Origin of the sequence: endosymbiont DhMRE of Dentiscutata heterogama, from assembly GCF_002888635.2 — a bacterium.
Taxonomy (GTDB): Bacteria; Bacillota_I; Bacilli_A; order Mycoplasmatales; family CGIF01; genus CGIF01.
Map to the genome: position 1 here is coordinate 304,897 of NZ_LN828718.1, position 17,397 is coordinate 322,293.

The 17,397-nt window shown below is 35.6% G+C and carries 10 protein-coding genes; 2 read left to right on the forward strand and 8 right to left on the reverse strand.

The features are described from left to right. Positions 1-167: 167 nt before the first annotated feature. The 4 genes from DHMRE_RS01975 to DHMRE_RS01990 all read right to left on the reverse strand — a co-directional run bounded on the left by DHMRE_RS01975 (position 168) and on the right by DHMRE_RS01990 (position 10,029). A complete protein-coding gene (locus DHMRE_RS01975) occupies positions 168-467 on the reverse strand; it encodes a hypothetical protein (protein ID WP_322632712.1) in 300 nt (99 codons plus the stop codon). Between the two features lie 386 nt (positions 468-853). Beyond that, entirely contained in the window at positions 854-1,330 is a 477-nt protein-coding gene (gene rpsG, locus DHMRE_RS01980) for a 30S ribosomal protein S7 (protein ID WP_322632713.1), read from the reverse strand. Positions 1,331-1,465: 135 nt separating this feature from the next. After that, on the reverse strand, positions 1,466-9,784 hold the full coding sequence (locus DHMRE_RS01985) for a DnaJ domain-containing protein (protein ID WP_322632714.1): 8,319 nt from the start codon (positions 9,782-9,784) through the stop codon (positions 1,466-1,468). A 119-nt stretch (positions 9,785-9,903) separates the two neighbouring features. Further along, positions 9,904-10,029: a hypothetical protein gene (locus DHMRE_RS01990; RefSeq protein ID WP_322632715.1), complete on the reverse strand. Its 126-nt coding sequence runs from the start codon at positions 10,027-10,029 to the stop codon at positions 9,904-9,906. A gap of 596 nt (positions 10,030-10,625) precedes the next feature. Between DHMRE_RS01990 and DHMRE_RS01995 the strand changes: the two genes are divergently transcribed. Further along, entirely contained in the window at positions 10,626-11,018 is a 393-nt protein-coding gene (locus DHMRE_RS01995; RefSeq protein WP_322632716.1) for a hypothetical protein, read from the forward strand. Between the two features lie 17 nt (positions 11,019-11,035). Here DHMRE_RS01995 and DHMRE_RS02000 read toward each other — a convergent pair whose 3' ends face one another. The 4 genes from DHMRE_RS02000 to tsaD form a co-directional block, all read right to left on the reverse strand. After that, the gene (locus DHMRE_RS02000) at positions 11,036-12,409 is read right to left on the reverse strand and encodes a GTPase (RefSeq protein WP_322632717.1); all 1,374 of its coding nucleotides are present in this window, start codon (positions 12,407-12,409) and stop codon (positions 11,036-11,038) included. Positions 12,410-12,471: 62 nt separating this feature from the next. Then, positions 12,472-12,762, reverse strand: a complete 291-nt coding sequence (locus DHMRE_RS02005) for a type II toxin-antitoxin system PemK/MazF family toxin (protein ID WP_322632724.1) — start codon at positions 12,760-12,762, stop codon at positions 12,472-12,474. 424 nt (positions 12,763-13,186) lie between these two features. Beyond that, positions 13,187-13,489: a 30S ribosomal protein S20 gene (rpsT, locus tag DHMRE_RS02010; RefSeq protein WP_322632718.1), complete on the reverse strand. Its 303-nt coding sequence runs from the start codon at positions 13,487-13,489 to the stop codon at positions 13,187-13,189. Between the two features lie 276 nt (positions 13,490-13,765). After that, positions 13,766-14,731 (reverse strand): tRNA (adenosine(37)-N6)-threonylcarbamoyltransferase complex transferase subunit TsaD, encoded by a 966-nt coding sequence (tsaD, locus tag DHMRE_RS02015; protein WP_322632719.1) that lies wholly within the window; start codon positions 14,729-14,731, stop codon positions 13,766-13,768. 227 nt (positions 14,732-14,958) lie between these two features. Here tsaD and DHMRE_RS02020 point away from each other — a divergent pair, with 227 nt between their 5' ends. Continuing rightward, positions 14,959-17,298, forward strand: coding sequence for a hypothetical protein (locus tag DHMRE_RS02020; protein WP_322632720.1), 2,340 nt, complete (start codon positions 14,959-14,961; stop codon positions 17,296-17,298). Positions 17,299-17,397 lie beyond the last annotated feature (99 nt).

Consider the following 17,397-nt stretch of genomic DNA (forward strand, 5'->3'; position numbering starts at 1 on the left):
TATTAATTTTAGTCTGCTTTAGCATTTCAAATAATTCTCTTTAACTCTTTTGCCAAAAAAAAGTAACTGTTCTAGCAGAAAAAATACTTCTTTATTTATTGTTATTTTTTTAAGGCCCGCGGCAAAATATTAATGTCTATTTTTAGTCTTAAAAGAACAAAATATTCTTATTTATTTTTTCTATTTTCCTTTTTCCGGTTAATAAGTCAAGCGAATAATAATCCACCCACTAAAATTACTCCACCACTAATTAGTCAAGGAGTTAAGTTGACTGGTGATTTTTCAGCCGATTTTTCTTGATAGATTTGTCCTTGATTATCTTGTTCCAAACTTAATTCACTTTCGTTAATCTTTGTAGCATAAGTTAAATCAGCGTGCTCATTTCCTCCTTGGTTCGGTGAGAAGTAAATGGCAATTTTGGGTTTTTCTAAATTATTGCCACATTCGTGTTCTTCATGATAAGCCAAATCGGCCCGGGCTTGCCGTTTGGCTTCGTCTCATTCCTTAATACTTTTGTCTAATTCAATTTTGCCTCAACAATGTCGGCAGGCATAAAAATAACGTTTAGTTTAATCATTTCTGTTTGATAATCCGAATTTTTAAGTTCGCTGCTGGAAACGACAGGTTTTTTATTCAATTCTGCCTCAATTTCGGTAATGTCAGGTTTAATTTTGACCCCATTAATGAGAGAGATAAGACGATTTTTCTCCGCCTTAATATGATTTTATACAATAATCATCTGTTGCAAGCCTCTCAATTTTAACTTCTTTTTTAAATTGATAAGAAAAATTTTTGTTTTCTCGGCATCACAACAATTTTAAATTATTTCTTACTCAAGACCTCTTGCCAGTTTTTAGCGTTTCAAGAAAGAGGAAAAAACCCGACCCGATTCGGCTTCTTTGTAGAGAGCCTCTTTTTTCTTGAAAGCCTCCCCCGATTTGTTGTAAGCATTGTGGATTTCCTCGGCCAATTTTTCGGACATTGAATAAGGAGTTTTTTTTTCCTTGGCTCCTTCGACTATCCAGCGCAAGAATATTTTTTCACCCCGTTCATCATCAATTTCTTTCGGGACCCGTTGTTTGGTGGCTCCAACCCGCCGACTTTTCATTTCCAAGCCTGGTTTAGCATTCGTTCGCGCCCCTTCAAAAACGGTCAAGAAAGGCAAAGAAGTTTTTTTTTCGATTATTTGAGCGGCTTCATAGACTATATTACGTGCTTTTCTCTTTTCACCATTTTTCATTACTTTATTAATCAAGCGGCTAACAATCACGGAAGCAAATTTAGGGTCAGGATTGATTACATGTCTTTTAATTACTTTTTTTTTACGCATTATTATAATTTTCTTTTTTTAGTTTTTTATATGATACTATTTTACAGAATTACAAACTTCTTGGTTCATTATTCATATTTCGACAAAATGCTATAAAATTAGCCTTTGATATTTTTTTGCCTAAAAATATCGGGTCTATTTAACCCTTTTTCTCACTCTCAACTTACCAATCAGACCAATTATTATCATATAACTCAGCAGAAGCAAAATACTTCAAATTCATCTCTCTTGGATTTGCTCTTGGCCCAAATTTTCTTTTTGACGAATTACTTTTTTTAATTCAACACTTTTTTCTCCTAATTTGGCTTGGATTAAATTATTTCTTTCTCGGGCCACGGCAACCAAAGTAGTTGCCTGGTTAATTTTCTCACTTATAGCAAACGGAATATTAATGCCTAATCGCACACAAGTTTCATTCGTTTCACCTTTCACCCAAGCAAGTATTTTTTGATATTCGGCTTGTTGAATAGCCAAGAAATCAATGTTTTTCTTGTCTTTTTGTAATAATCTAATAACTTTTTGGGCCTGGTCTAATTCTTTTTGTAATTGCTGATTGGTTATTTTTGGACCTCTAATTAATTCCTCAATTCGGCTAATAATTTTTTGAATGGTTAATTCTTCAACTTCTATTCCTAATTCTAATGAATTATTAATTTTCTCTAAAATATCTTTCTCCTGTCTGGCTAATTTCTTTTGTAATCGCTCATAATCGCCCAAGCAACATGGTTCTTGACAATTAATAATTTGACACCACTGCTGATGAGTATCTAATTTATTTTGTAAATTGTCTCGCTCTTGCTGATATCTGTCCCTTTGATTCTTAACGTTATCGTAATCTGCCTGGGTCGGACGCCCTTTTAACCCGACCAACACATTCTTTCAGTCATTAACATTAGTAATATTAAATTCTGCTCGCAAATCATTTTCATAAGTATCGGCTCGTAATTTTTCTGCGTCCGCTCTGGCTGTTTCATTTTGTAAGTTAATTTGGCTAGTATTAAAATCAGCAATCAATTGCCTTAATGTCCCGCCTTGTGGCATATTTGGCAAATTATTTAAGTCTGGCTCCCCCAGTCGGTTTTGAGTGCGGTCAATAATCTGCTGTAAATTGTTTTTTTCTTGATTGACAATTACTAATTGACCTTTTAAATCTTCATTTTCCTTATTTGACACTCGTAAACCATATTCCAAATTATCAATCTGCTCTTTCAAATAAACAATTTGTTCGGAGTGGTCGCTATTTTCGCTTCGTGCCTCGCGGAGTTGATTAGTCAACTCTTTTTTATCTTTTGTGTTCTTTTTAACCGCTATTTGTAATTTTTGACATTTGCTTTCTAATTCAAAAATCTGCTTTTGTAAATTGTTGTTATCCTGAACCCGAACGGCTAGATTTTTTTCGGCAACTTGACGATTTTCTTTTTCCCACTCTAATTTCCGTTTCAATGCTGCTAATTCATTTTCGGCCTTTGTTTTAGTCCTTTTTAATTCCCTTTCTGCTATACGCGCTTCGGCTTCCGATTTCAGCAATTTATTATATTTATCTCTTAACCCTTGAATAATTTGTTGGTCTCGGTCGGATAATTTATTAGCCACTGCCAACTTGGCTTCTAATTTGTTAATTTCTCAGACGGATTTCGTTGCTTCTTTTTTAACCTCTTTTAATTGATTATTTAATTCCGTTATTTTTTCACCTTGTCTTTGATTTAATTTTTCCTGCCGGGTGAGTTTTTTGGTTAATTCTTTGTTTTCCTCTGTGGCCGCAAAATTATTATCTTTGGCTTCTTTTAATTTCTCATTTACTTCTTGTAATTTGTCAACAATTTTCTGATATTTTTTTTGGAGAATGGCTAAATCATCCTCGGTCGAGCGGTCATTCAGAGAAGCCTTTAATTCAGCCGCTCTTTTTCTCCATTCCTCTACTTTCGCTGTAAGTTTGGCAATTTCTTGCTCCTTTTGTCAAATTAAATACCGATTATCTTGCTGCTGCTTTCGTTTCTCCTTTTCACTGTCGGCAATTTGGTCTTTCAATGTTCGCACTTGATTTTGAATTTTCTCCTTATCTTGTTCCCCTAATTCCAGCAGATATTCCAGGGTTTTTACATTTTCATTGAGCTCATTTTGTCGTTCGTTGGTCTGGTTTTTGGCTTGGTCTAACTTTTGCTCCAAACTTTCTTTTGCTTCTTTCAACTCTTTAATTTTTACTTGTCATTCATTTTCGTAGCGGCTATTTTCAACTAATAATTCTTCAACCTTTTCCTCCCATTCGACAACTTCAATTTTTAGATTTCTATTTTGGGCTTTTACGGACTTGAAATTCTCTATAAACGCTTTTGCTACTAACTCTATTTTTTTCATTTCTCGCTCTACATTCCCTAATTCTGCTGTCTTGTTTTTTAATTGGGTTTGTGTTTCTCCGTGTTGAGTTCTTTCAGCGGCCAAATTATTCTGGGCCTGTTTTAAATCTTTTTCTAATGCTGTTTTATCTTTGGCTAGGTTATCAGTTTTCTTTGTCTGTTCTGCTAATTGCTCGTTGGTTGGTCTTCGGGAGTAGTCATTATTTCATTCATCCAGCGTTATATTTGGGCGGTTTTCTCTTTCTTGCCGGGCGTTTTGTTTGTCGGTGTTGGCCGCATCTCGTTCTGTTTCAGCGTTTTCTTTGGCCGTTTTTTCCGTATCCAATTGTCCTTGAATATCAGTTAATTCCTTATCTTTATCTGCTAATTTCTTTTCTAAATCGGCTATTTGTGTTTCTGCTGTGGTTAGTTTGACTCCCGTTTCGTCGGACTTTGCCAAAATTATTTCATTTTTCTTCTTTTCATCCTCTAATTCTTTTGTCTTGCTTTCTAGTTGCCCTTTTGTATCGTTATGTTGCTCTTTTTCTGTTCTCAGTTCAATTTTGACTTTGTTTAGTTCTTCTTTGGTGTCCGCATGCTTTCTTTGCTCTTCCGAATACGAAGTTCGGTAATGGTCGCGGGCTTCTCTGGCGGTGGTTAATAGTCTTTTAGTTTCCCTGTGCTGTGTTTGCTCGGCTTCATGCTTCCTGCGGTAATCGTTGCGTTCGGTTTCCGCACTTTGGCGGGCCTTTTGCTCGCCCTCTAATGCTTGTTGAGCGGTCGTTAAATCACCCTGCATTTTAGTTCACTGTTCGTTAGTAATATTTGGTCGTTTATCCCGTTCGGTTTGGGCGGCATTCAACCCCTTTTGAGTTTCCTCTAATGCTCGTTGAGTAGCGGCATGCTCGGTTCTCTCCCGTTCTAAACTGCCGCTTAAATTCTTTACTTGCTGTTGGGCTAATTCCAAATCTTTCGCTGTTATTGTTTTTTCACCTACAATTTTACTTAATTTATCAATGGTCTGCTGTTTGTCTTTTAAATCTTCTTCAAATTTTTCCTTTTCGGCTTGTCTTTCTGCCTCCTTGTTGGCTAATTCTCGTTGATAATTTTCTTTTGCTGCTTTATCACTTCTATTTTTGCCTTGCTCGGCTTCGGCTGATTTTGTTGATAATTCAACACTTTCTTTGACAGCGGCGGCTAACTGTTTTTCAATTCCCTCGCGGCTTTTCTTTTCAACAGACAATTCCTCCTCCACCTTTTTCTTTCCATTTAATACATTATCATAATCTTTCTTTGAAACCATACCCCTTTCTTTGGCTTTATTTTCCAATTCGCTGGGGTCAATTCAATCCGTCCGGTAAGTAGTGGGGTCAACTCAACCATTATATTTGTCTTTTTCATTATTTACCGCTGTGTTTAAATCCTTTTGCGTATACTTCCAACCGGCTTTTTTAACTTCCTGCTCCAAATTGTTGGGATTAATCCAGTCGGCTCGGTGTGTAGTTGGGTCCACATAACCATCTCATTTTGCTCGCTCGTCCTTAACAGCATTATCAATGTCTTTCTTTTCAAAACCGAAACCAGCCTCCTCGGCGGCATTTTTCAATTTGTCTTTATTGGTCGGGTCAATATGATTTTTATATTTATCGGCCTCTTGCTGCGTTGGTCTCTTGCTTCAATCTTTTTCTCATTCCTCGCGGCTAATTTCGGGTCGTTTATCTCTTTCCGCTACTGCCTTATCGTATGTTTCTTTTGAAACCATGCCTTTTTGTTTTTCGGCTTCCTCCACCAATTTATCGGGGTGAATATAATTTTCATACTCTTTGGCTTTGTTGGCTACTTCTGCGTCCACGTCGTCCTTGCTTTTATATCCTTTTTGACGGGCTACTTCGGCAAAATTGTTGGGGTCGATGTGGTCTTTGTATTTGTCTGTCTCTTGCTGACGAGCATTGTCAACCGCTTCATTTACTTCCACCTCCGTTTTTAGTCTGCTTTTCTGACGGGCATTTTCATCGTTGGGGTTAATTCAGCCCTGATAATCGGTTGCTGGAACATAACCGCCATTTTTTACAATATTTTCTGCCGCATTATCTAATTGTTCCTTCGTTGGTCGTTTGCTGTATTCGTCTCTTTCTGCTACCACTTTTTCATATTCGGCTTGGCTGATATTCGGACGTCTATTTCTTTCGGCCACTGCCCCGTTATAATCCTCTTGGCTTACTGAGTTGGCTATTACCAAACTATTTTCGACAATTTCGGCCTGTAATTCGGTTATTTGGCCGTTTAACCTCTCTATTTCGTTATTTTTATCCTCGGCATTTAATAGCTCGCTTTTTAAATCCTCATTAACTACCTCTAATTCATTTTCTTTTGCCTTAATTTTTTCGTTGGCTTCTTGTAATTGCTGCTTAACATTTACTAATTCTGTATCAATATTTTCCTTACCTCGTTTTAATTCCTCAATAGTTTTGTCGCGGTTGTTAGGGGCCATTACTTCATCTAATTTTCGCTTTTCTCATGCCGCAATTTCAGCCTTTAACCTAATAATTGTTTCGTCCTTTGTGGCATTTTCCGCTCTTGCCTTTTCTAATTCCTTTTTTAAATCTGCGACTTCATGTTCCAATAATTCATGAGTTAAAACATTACATTTTTCTCCTTTCTCTGGTTGAGGGTTATCTTTCTCGGTCAGTTTTTTCTCTAACTCGGCCTTTTCCTCAATTTTAGCATTCGCTTCCTCTAATTTTCGTTTTAACTCGTCTACTTCTTTTTGGCTTTCTTCTCTCTGCCGAACCATTTCCTCATTATGTTCTTTTCTCCATTTTTGCAACTCGTCGTCCATCATTTCCAGCATCAGATTTTTTTCATTTGGACTGCCCTTTGGGCTGGCTAGCGGAGTGCTCGGTCTGCTGGAGCCGAAAATTGGGGTGCTGTAACCCGAAGAAAAAGAAATTCCGCTGCCCGTGCGGCGGTGGCTTTTCAGATCGGGATGTTTTTTCTCCACTTCGGCTAAAATTACTTTTAATTCCTTATTTTCATGCTCCAAAACCCCTTTTTCTCATTTCAATCGTTCTCGTTCGGCGGCTCCCCGTTCCTCTTTATATTTATGTATGGCCGTTAATTTTCTATTTTTTTCAACTGCTTTCTCTAAAAGTCTATTTATGTAGGCATTATACTTATCCGCTTTTTGTCCGTCTGCCTCGGCCTTTTTTTCGTATTCCTCACATCGTTTTTTCAATTCATCAATTTTATCTTCAAAGACAACCTCACCTCCGTCTTTTTTTATTTCCTTAATTGTGGCCAAGAGATTTTTTTGAGCGGCTTTTAGTTCCTCCCTGGAAATTGTGGTGGATTTTCGAATATCTGTTTCATCTGTTTCAGACAATCTTGTTTTGTCTTCAACGGCTTCGTTTATTTTTTTTAATAAGTCTTTCTTATACTCCTCAAAATTGAGTTTACCGAGATTATTTTTTCAACTTTCAAAACCTTTTAGCAATTTTGTAATTTCGGCTACTTTTTCTTTACATTCATCCACCTCTTTGGAACATTCTATTTGCCCCTTCGTTTTCTTGGTCCCATCATCGGTTCCATTAAACAATTCTTCTAATTTTTTTTCTAGTTCTGTTAATCTTTTGCTCTTTTTACTTGTTGCTGGGTTTCATCCGCTTTCTTTGTCTTTCAATTCCTTGATCTTTTTTTGTAATTCTGCTACCGCTTTATTTCTGCGTTCAAGTCTTGCTTGGAGATTTGCCAATTTCGTCTCGCTAGCGTCTTTTTTGGCTGTCAATTCTTCTTCGCGGGTCTTGATTGTAGACAATTCTTCCTCATCTTTTTTGACCACAGTTTCCATTTTCTGGTAAAAATTATCAATTAACTTGTCGCTGGTGTCAATTATTTCTTTAAGCCCTTTTTCAATGTCCGGCACGGGCAAGAATTGGGGAGAAAGTGGCGGCTGGCCGTTTTTTCTTGTTTCGGCCGGCGTTTCTAAAATATTTTTGCCTGAGATCGTAAGTTCCTTAATTTGCTTTGTCATCTCCGTTACGTAAGGATCGTCGGAAAAATTGGAATCGTGGTCCTCGTCGTTGTCTTCTCCTAACGTAGTACTATTTTCAGCTTCTCAGTAGTCTTGGCAATTGTCGTAGAGGTCTCCGTTGTAATCTTTCCCTAGACGGTCCCGAATTGTTTTTCAATCTGCTTTGGCTGGATTAGTCAATTCAGCGGCTTTGGCTCTAATTTCCTCCTTCTCCTCTTCAAATAAATCTTTTTCTTTGGGGATTAGCGGAACATTTACTTGTGCTACTCGTGCCGTTTCGTCAGAAACAATTACGATTGGCGTTATTTCGGAAGGGTTAACTTCGTCGGTTTTCTCGCTCTCGCTCAAAGAAAGATTATCCTCAACCAAGTTCAGATTTTCTAATTCTTGAGAAATGCGCTTCAAATTCTTACTTATAGAGTTAATTTTATTAACGGGGTCGGTGCTTTTGTCAACGGCTTCAGCCTTTAAAATCAATTGAATTTTTAATTTATTTTCCAGTTGTCCGATATTAGCGGCTCAATCTTTTAACGCCTGAATAATAATTTCTCTTTGCTCGGCCAATTTTAGGTCTCGGGAATCATTCTCATTTTTTTGGTTTAATTCGTCAATTCTTTTATCGTTTTCCCGGACTATCCGGTTTAATTCAGCAATTTGTTCTTTGTCGTCTTTGGCTTTGTTCTCTAATTCCGCAACCCGGGCTTGTAATTTTTTGTTTTCTATTACTTTTTCGGCAATTTCTCCTTTGAGTAAATTATAATCATAAGGACTAATAACTTCTCCGTAAAAATAATCGGTTGGTGAATCAAAATTACTTCCATCACTTCCGGTTCTTTTAGGATGGCTGGAATCCGACTGGCTATGTTCAAAATCACTGACCGATGGTCGTTTGGAGTAGCCTCGGCCACGCCCTCTGGCTGATGGTGCTGAATTGTGGTGGGACTTTCCTTCTTTTTCGCTGTGGCTTTCGTCGGACGTTGTTGGTAATCCATAATTTCTTGGATCGTTGAGTGCACTACCTAAATTGTTTTTAAGTTGCTTGCAATGTTTACAATAATAAGGACTATCTTCTTCAATCTCAATGTTAAGACCTTCAATGTAAGAAGTAGCCCGCGAAATGGGTCTGGACGCCGTGGAATTTTGTCTTGTTGGTTGGATTTGTGATAAACTGGGTCGGGCCGAGGAGCGACCGGATATTGAGCCTTCTTTTAATCGCTTATTTTCGGCTTCAAGTGCTTCTAATTCCTTTTCCTGAATGTCACACTTAAGCATTAATTCTGATACATCGACTTCTTTTACTTGCCTTTCATAATTCAACTTCTCTGATAGATTTTCGTTTTTTTCTTTTCATTCTTCAATCTCTCTACTTCTATCTTTCAGTTGGCTTTTCAGGTGTTCTATTTCTAACTCTCTTTTTTCTCGTTCCAAGGCTGCCGCCATCATAACTTGTTCGGATTTTTCTCATCAATCCTCTCATTTTTTATTGTCCTCCTGTAATTTTTTTATTTCTGCTTCTAAATAAGCAATTTCTGCTTTCTCCTCAGATACTGCTATCTCTATATCGTTATTGACCTCTTTTCTAACTTCGGCTAATGTCCTTTGTAATTCTGCAATTTCCTCGTTCTTTTTGTTTCTTTCTTCAATCCATTCTTTATTCAGTCCCTCAATGACCTTTTCATTAGACTCAACTGTCTCTTTTAGTTTTTCAATCTCTTTTTTATAAATGGCGTTTCATTTGTTAAGTGCATCTCCTGCTTCCGCGGCTAGTATTAAATCCTTAGTTAATTCTTGGTTTTTGGTTTGTAATTCTTCTATTACAGAAGCACTGAGGACCAATTTCTTTTCTGTTAAAATACTGTAAGCATTTTGTATCTCTTGGAATTTCTTGGTGCTTTCTTCTGAGTTGCCATTTTTATCCGGATGATGTGCTAAACAAAGTTTCTTATAAGCACTTACAACTTCCTCTTCGGAGGCTCCTTCTGATAATTCTAATGTTTGATAGGCTTTTTGTTCTATTTGCAATTCATTTTCTAATTCTTGTTTTTTTTCCTCTTTTTCTTGTTCTTCTTTAGTAATACCAAAAAATTGCAAATCTAATTTAAATAATCCATATGGTGGGAGGTTCCGCCGGTTCGCGGAGTTGTCCGAAAGAGGCTTCAATTCATTCGTCTCTCGCTTGTTGTCCTTTATTCAGGAGGAGCAGGCTCTCGTTATTCTGCTGCTCTCGTGGGAGGTTCGTCTCTCTCTCTCTCTTTGATTATCACAAAATTAAGAAACTCGTTTATTTTATTTAGGTCCTCGTATTTCTTATTTAATTCTTTTATATTTACTGCCATGATAATGAATAAATTATGAAGTATAGATTCTTTGGGGATTTATCTTACCTACGCCTATTTTGCTTTTTTCATCACTCTTTTTTTTACTCTTATTTTCAAGTCGGTTCTTCCCCAATTGGTGTTAATTGTCGTTATATATTCCCCCTTTCAAATTGAACCAATTATACTTTTGCTGGAATTAATATGATTAGTTGTCATAATACTTGTCCTTATCCTTTATATTATGTTTTTTTGCGTTGTTACTTGTATAGTGCTTAGGGAGGTTTATATTATTAATAATATAATATTAATTAACTTGGGAATAAAGGGAAAATTAAAAAAGGTTGCGCTTGCTATTTCTACAAGTATTAATAATACAATTATTATACGCTATACAAACTGCGGTGTGGGAAATGGGCATGTAACTCTTATCGAGGATAAAAAAATTATTAGAAAAACCCCTAACTAAATTGAAAAGCATATTATCGGAGATTAAATTTTGTCACCAATGAAAGAGACAACACAGGCAAATACCATTACTTAATTATATTAGTCAAATATTTATGCTGTAAAAATAACATTATACTTTTATAGATTATTAGTTTGAAACTTATTAAATGTCAAATTCTAAAAAACCACTAACCGCTAAATGCTTTAATTGTCTAAAATCGCTTACTGTTAAATACGTTCGTGCTACTCATACTTACAGTCAAAAAAACCATTGGGGTTATTGAACCGGAGCCGAGGAAAATCGCGGATATTACGTCTGCGACCAGTGTTTATTTCGTCTTTATCACAATTACAAATGAGAATTTCGCCGCATGATTCCAAACAAGAAAAAACAGGTCTTATTGCGCCAATATATTCTGAGTGGGGTTATCAAAGGAAAAATAGAACCGATATTTAACAAAATAAAAAATGAAGAAATAAGGGTCAGAGTCGATGCCGAACACCAACCAAAACGAAAAAAAGTTTGAAGAAAGAATAATTTTCATAAGGGCATTAACTAGGAACGTGTGAAAAAAAATTATTCACTTTTTTTCAAAATTATTTTAATCGGCAGGTATGGTAAATTCAAACTTTTTCGCAAATAATTAGCCATATAGCGCTGGTAAGAAAAGTGGGCTCATTGGGGATTATTAACAAAAAAAATGAAAGTCTGAGTCAAACCATGTTCCTGCTTGGCAAAATAGATTTTTAACTTGTTGCCCTTGAAATATTTTGGAGGGTGACTAATTACCATTTTTTCCACTATTTCGGCTAATTCTTTTTTGGAAGCTTTTTTTTGAGCTTGGGTCAACATTTCTTTGAGGACTTTAAGCAGCGCTTTCATTCCCGTCCCCTGTAAAGCCGAAAGAAAAATTATCGGCACATAACTTAGTGATTTTAAGCGATTTCTTAATTCTTTTTCTAACTCTTTTTTTGGTTCTGTCAAAATTTTTTTTCGTCTTTCGCTAGCGGCTTCTTGCTCTTTTTTTTCTGCTAATAAGTCGCATTTATTAATAATAATAATGAGCGGTTTGTTGTGTTTTTCTCCTAAATTAACTATTTGAAGGATCTGTTTGGTTAGCGGCAAGGTGGCATCCAGTATCGCCCAAGCCAAATCACAATTTTTTCAGGTTTTTTCTTTTAATTTCTGCTCTTTAGTAATGCCGGCCGTGTCAACTAATTCGAAGTCGATTTTTTGGTCCTCACTAAAAGTTCCTTTTGTTTGCTGAAATAATTTTTTCAAAGTTTCTTGTCAATTTCAATCACTAATCACCGGCTCTTGGGTAGTGCCAGCAATTGGAGTAGCCAGGGAGCGGTTTTCTTGTAGTAAATAATTCATGAGGGTGGATTTGCCCGAATTGGGCGGACCAAAAATTAGTAGTTTTAGTTCTTTGTCTTGGTGGTCGGTTTTTTCATCAGCCGAGTCCGGCAAAAGGGCAATTATTTTTTGGCTCAATTTATCCAAGTTGGCATTTTTGCGAGCCGAAATCGCCAAAAAATGTTGTAGACCTAGGGAAGAATAGGAGAAAAATTCTTCTTCCTCCTCAGTATTTTTTTGGTTAAATATTAAAATCTGTGGGGCTGAAAAATTTTTTAAATATTTTTTTAAAGCAAATGCTCTCTCGTCCTTTTGGTCAATTATTCAGCAAATTAAATCGCTGGTTTTTAATAAATCCTCAGTTTGTTTTTTAATCCCTTTTTCTATTTCGTTTTGGGGTGAAAAAATGAAGGCTGGTGTGTCAATTAATCGGTAAATATTATCATCTATTTTGATTAAATTTTCAGCATAATTAATTACGGGGCTGGGGCTAAATTGGCTCTTGTCTGGTTGAGGTGGAAAACGCCTGATTAATTGGCGAAAAAGAGTGGTTTTTCCAACTCCCTTATCTCCGATTATTGTAATTATTTTCATGAAAAAATTATTCTCTCTTTTGTCCCACTAGTGAATGTTAGATTAATTTTTTTTGTGTTAATTTAGTCGAAAGCGTCTAAATTTCTCTTTTTCAAGTATTCCCATAAATTACAAGCTGACATTATTTTTTCTTGGATTTCTCCCATTTCTTTTTCACTGACTTTCCCTAAAAAAGAATTTTTAATAATTCGTCCCAAACTATAAGTTTTCAATTGGTCGATCATGGCTTTTCCTTTTTTGCCATCAATTATTACTTTCACCTCAAATGGATAAATTTTGGCTAATTCTGCTTTTTTAGTGGTAGCGGGCACTATAATACAGCGCTTATTTAATTTATTAAGGTTTTCACTGATATCACAATTCCCAGTCGAGTTTTCATGGCTTCCGCCCCTTCGGCTTCTTTGCGACTAACACGGAACATGTAAATTTCGCAAGGATAAACAATACTCGGTTTAGGATATTCGCTTGCTTTTACTCCACCAACCATATTATTTTTTACTTAATTCTTCTTCATCCTCTTCGTCGGCTTGCTCTCATAAGGCAATTTCCCTTTCTCGCTCTTTATCCTTAATGGCTTTGCCATAATCCGCAAAAATATCCTCCTTACTTTTAGCCTCAACATATTCTCTTAATTTATCTTTTTTGCCGCCTGGTTTATAAGAAATTAAAGGGTTGGTTGTAAATTATTTGGTGTTTAATATAGTTTTTGGCTAAAACACTTTTTACTTTCCTCGCATCAGCCGTTTTGATAATTAGTAATTTTTCCATAATATTACATTATATTTCTGAATTAACTTCTTTTGTGACTCTTAATTTATTTAGACTATTATATAATTGCCTCTTCTTCCGGTCACGTTTTCTCGGATGAATAATTTTTTTATTTTTGGCTTTGTCTAATATTTTTTGCGTTTCAGCAATCAGATTTTCTAATCCTTTTTGTTGCACTGAAACTGCGCTCTCGTTGCCTTTTTGCTTTTGTAAATAGACTTCAATTTTCTTGAATTGATTCTTGATTAGTGTCTTATATTTCCGATTACGGGCTTGCTTTATTTTATTTTTTTCTGCTTCTTTGACTACCATTGTAATAATTATATTTTTTAATATCAACCCTTCGTTATACCACGCAGAATTTACTTAATAATGAAATCAGAGCAAAAAGACTGAATGATTATTGTTGTCTAAATCTAACAAACTAACCATATATAATATAATTTTACGACTGATTAGCAAAAACAGTTATTAACAATTTATCCCCCAGTTATAGAACAAGGGGACTTCTTGCTAAAATTAGGTTAAATTTTGTTTTGTGATAATTATAGAGGTGAACCTCTACATATAAGTTTTTATATTACTTTATTATCCTTGCCTTTCGCTCTTTTTATTTTTAGTCTTATAATATGCCAAAACTCCAATCATAGCCGCATTGTCCGTGGAATATCTAATTTCAGGAAAAAATATTTTTATCTTTTTGTCTCATTTTTGAATATTTTTTGCCAAATAATTTCTTAAAAATTTGTTAGCGATTACTCCTCCACCAATTATGACAGTTTTAGCCCAAACAGTTAATCAAGCCTTTTTGAGTTTTTTGGCTAATATTTCGGCTAAGAGATATTGAATTGAACAAGCTAGATTATTGACATTTATTTCTTTTTTTTCCTTGCCCACTAGACGACTAATTTCACTTTTCAATCCACTGAAACTAAAATCCAAAGTTTCATCATTTTTGGGAAAAGGCAATTGATAGGTGTTTTTTCCGGTTTGAGCCAATTTTTCAATGGCTGGGCCTCCTGGATAATTATAACCCAGCAAAATGGCCGATTTATCCAAACATTCACCAATGGCATCATCACAAGTTTCACCCAAGAGTATAAAATCAAAGTGGTTGTTTACTTGATACATCTGAGTATGACCACCGCTAATAATCAAGGCCAAGGCTGGAAATTCTCATTCCTCATTTTTTTCCAACAGACTAGCATATATGTGGCCTTCTAAATGATTAACCAGCAGGAGTGGTTTGTTGAGAAACAAAGCCAAAGTTTCCGCTACTATTTTGCCAATTTGGAGACAAATAATCAAACCCGGTTTTTCGGTATAGGCAATATAGTCGATTTGTTCGGGGGAAACTTTGGCAACGTGTAAAGTTTCTTTTAAGACTTTTTGAATATTTTTGACATGTAATTTAGCGGCCAAACTAGGCATTACTCCACCGTACTTTTGCTGTTCTAATATTTGGGAAATAGTAACATTACTGAGAACTTTTTTGTTTTCTAAAATGGCAGCACTCGTTTCGTCACAACTGGTTTCTAGGGCTAGGATTATCATGTTATTTTTTTAGGCGCCAAAAATAGGTCATCATTAGTCACCCCCTTGCTAATACGGGGAGGATATTTTCCTCGCTGTTTCAGCCTTTCAGCCAATATAACAAAGGTAAGAAAAAGTAACTATTTTGAGGTTTTTGACTGCTAACTTTGCTAAAATATATTATAGAGCGAGTTGCTCTGCTAATCTGCTAAAAGTAAGTAATTATATAACAATTTTTAAATATACACATGACTAAAAATGAAAATAAATTAAAATTCTGACAAAAATCTGAACCCCAAACTGATGATAACACTGAAAGTTCTAACATTCCCCCAGAAAAGTTAGCCAAAAAGAATCGCCATTTGGAAAAGAAAAGGCAAGAATTAGAAGCGCAAGTGGCTAATTTAACCCAAGAGCGGCAAGAATTACAAACTAACTTAAAGAATACAAAAAAATCGCTGGACGATTTATGAACTGAGAATAAGGAATTAAAAGAAAAAACAACCTGGTCCGAGTTTGATAAAGGGTCACCGACCCAGGAGGAAAGCAACTTTGATTGAGACGGCCCTACTCGCCGTAATAGTGAATTTAATTATGGCGATGTCAAACCCTTTACTGTTGGTGATTTCGAAAGCGGCTCAGATAGACAGCAAGAAAAAGAAGAAACCACAAAAAAACGTTTCAGTTCTAACCAAAAAGAATTAGAAGCGGAAAATGATAGACTCCGAGCCCGAATTACAGAATTAGAGCAGGCCCAGAAAAACCAACAAGAAAAATCTTTCTTTGATTACTTCGAAAATAAAGAAAATAACCAAGAGAGAGAGAGAGAGAGAGAGAGAGAGATTTTGGAGCAACAAATCCAGGACCTTACTCAGGAATTAGATGAATTACGTCAAAAATATCAATCAATAGCGGAAAAATTAAATAGTTTGGATAAAAAATCAACTTCCAGTTCATACGGCAAATCATACGGGCCTGGTTTTAAACTCCCCTGAGAGAAAGAAGAGGAAATGGAGCCAGAAGGAGAAATCTTCATCCCATCAGACTTAAATCAGCAATTAGAAACAATTTTAAACGATTATCAACAAGTTAAACAAGAATTACAAGAGCAAAAGGAGGCTAATCAGAAACTAGTAGCAGATTTAGAACAAACCAAAGCAGAAAGAGATAATTTTCAAAAAAGTTTACAAGATTTACAGTCTGAAAACCAACAATTACAGGACAATTTAACGACCGAGCAAGATAATCACCAAGAGACCGAAAATCAGCGAGCAGAAACAGTTAAGGATTACGATTTAATCCAAGAAAAATTAAATCTGACCCAAAAAAAATTAGATGACAAAACTACTAACCTCAATAATACTATCCGCAGTTTAAACGAATTACAAACAGAAAATCAAGCCTTACTGGCTCAACTCCAAGACACACAAACCGAAAATAATTTAATCCGCCAATTAGGACAGGATTTTGCTGAACTTAGAAATGGCTATCAAAATTTAGACCAACAAAAGGAAGAATTGCAAACTGAAAACAAAGAATTACAAGGCAGTCTGGATGACCGTTTATCCGAACGGGATACTTTGGCCCAAACCCAAGAACGAGAAACCAAAAAAGTAAATCTATTACGCAACAAGGCCCAGTCGCTCCGCACTAAACTAACTACTGCTGAAACTAATTTGAATGCTAGTCAAAATCAGGTTCAACAATTAACCAACGACAATAATAACTTGCAAGGACAAATAAACATTAAAAATCGTAATATTAATTTACTGAGAACTAAAAGTGGTAATTTGCGGGGTCAAATTCAGCAACATAATAATACTATCGCCACCCTCAACAATACCATTCACCAAGCCCAAAATCATTTAGGAATAACTGATTTAAATAATTTGCCAGCACTACCAAACGGCAAAACTTTAGCAGATTTAATTAATTTCTTTAATAACCCACCACTGTGTTTAAATCCCCAGCATGCTGATTATGATACTATTAAGCAAGAGAGGAATGATTATAAGCAACAATCAGACAATTGTGTTCGTTCTCATTCAGATTATGATAGCATTAAAACCGAACTTAATCAATTAAAATCCCATCGATGTGATTGTGATAGTAAAGTAGCAGCTAAAGAAAAACAAATCGTCTCCCAAATCATTACTGAGTGTCAATTAGGTTTAAATCCGGACAGTGTTTTAGAAGCAGTAATTACGAGAATAAAAGAATTGATTAATAAAGATCCTGATAGTCAAGTTGTTGCTAATTTACAGCAACAATTAAAAGAAAAAGACCAAATAATTGCTGATGCATCCAAACCGAGTGAAGAAATTAAGGAACAATTGGCAAAATTGAGTCAAGAATTAGGTTTAAGCGACCAAGTACAGCAGTCTTTACAAAATGTATCGAGTTATTCGGAGTTAGTAAGTAAACAAAATCAGGTATTTAGTGAAAAAATACAAGGAGTAATTAAACAAAAACAAACGGCTCAAAAATGAAATATTGGTTTAGGGGTGTTGAGCGGGGTGAGTTTATTGATATTGGCTTGGTTGGTGGTTAACTTGCGAGCCAGAAAGGGCAAAGATAAGTTAAAATAGTAGTACATGAACCAAAAAAAATTATGAGGGAGGAGGAAATTTGTTTTCACCCCGATATAGTTAGGTTAGAAATAAGGAAAGAAGAGATTATGGCTTTTT